Annotated in this window: 1 protein-coding gene; it reads right to left on the reverse strand. The window is 38.4% G+C overall.

Annotated elements, in window-relative coordinates; translation table 11 throughout:
* Positions 1-1,641, reverse strand: a 1,641-nt coding sequence (gene nuoL / locus ACYQZV_RS09005; protein WP_459895288.1) for an NADH-quinone oxidoreductase subunit L, incomplete at its 3' end; no start/stop codon positions are given.
* Position 1,642: the final 1 nt, after the last annotated feature.

Consider the following 1,642-nt stretch of genomic DNA (forward strand, 5'->3'; position numbering starts at 1 on the left):
CCCATTTACAAATCCATCTATCAATATACGGTCTACTATCTTGTATACAAGTCTAGATATAGCAAGATATCCTTTTGCAAAGATGTTGTGATAGATGTACTCTGTATAGAATTGAGATTTTACAAGGGAGTGTATAGGTTTGAAAAGCTCGTAAAGGGTATTTGGGTCTATTATTTTTTTGACATACAATAAGTAAGAAAGGGAAATGCCCACAATGGCTACTATTATACCGTATATAGAGTGTATTATGAAAGAAGATGGGGGTTCTATAGGACTATTCATGTATGTAAAGTAGCTCCAAAGCAAGAATCCACCCACAAGAGATAGAAAGCTCAATATCAACATTGGAAGTGTCATTATGGATTCTACTTCATGAGGTTCTTCATGGTAATGACCTTGACCTAAGAACACCACAAAGGCTTCTCTCGTTATGTAGTAAGCTGTAAGCATTGATGCAAAAAGTATCATAGTTGCCACTAAAGAGTTTTTATCCATTATAGAAGATACTATGGCGTCTTTGGAAAAGTATCCAGCAAAAGGTGGAAAACCTGAAAGGGCTAAAGCACCTATCATGAAAGCTCCAAAAGTAATAGGCATGTATTTTTTAAGACCACCCATTTCAAAGATGTTTTGAGTGTGATGATGAAGTCCCGTTATTACAGCACCAGCAGCTAAGAAAAGTAGAGCTTTAAAAAAAGCGTGTGTTGTAAGATGAAACATAGCAGCGGTTGGAAATCCCATGCCAAGGGCTGTAAACATGATTGCAAGCTGACTCATGGTGGAGAAGGCTATTATCTTTTTTATGTCATCGTGAACTGTAGCCACTAGAGCTGCAAAGACCATTGTGATTACCCCTGTGATGGTTATGTAAGAAAGTGTAGTATGGGATAAAGAGAATAGCGGGTATAACCTTGCCACCATGTAAACACCGGCAGCCACCATTGTAGCAGCGTGAAGAAGTGCTGAAACCGGTGTAGGACCAGCCATTGCATTTGGAAGCCACGTGTGTAGAGGAAGCTGCCCTGATTTGCCTACAGCACCACCAAAAAGAAGAAGCGTAGCTAAGGTAATTCCTGGTGTATAAGACGCGTTTTCAAAGAGTTTTGGTAAAGATAGTGTACCAAATAACCAGAAAGTGTATATGATACCAAGGATAAAAGACCAGTCTCCTATTCTATTCATAACAAAGGCTTCTAAACTTGCCTTTGTAGCAAATTTCTCTTCATGAAAGTATCCTATCAAAAGGTAAGAGGCAAGACCAACACCTTCCCACCCAAAGAACATAAGTATCAAAGAGTCTCCTAATAGTATAAGAAGCATTGAGAACAAGAATAAGCTAAAGTATGCAAAGAATTTAAAGGTCCAGTTTCCGAAAAGGTATCTCATGTAACCTATAGCATATACAAATATTACGCTTGCTACAAAGGTTACCGTTAGTGTTGTGGATATGGATAATCTATCAACGTATATACCTATATCTATGGATGTGTGAGATACTGGCAAGAATTTGTAAAGGACTATATCTTCTGGAGCTTTTAGGTTTAGCATAGTAATAAGGGCTGCTATAAAACTTAGTATACCTGCAATAGCGTTGATGAGCCCCGATGTGAAATCACCTAGACGCCTACCAAAGAGACCTATT

Source organism: Hydrogenobaculum acidophilum, from assembly GCF_054656715.1.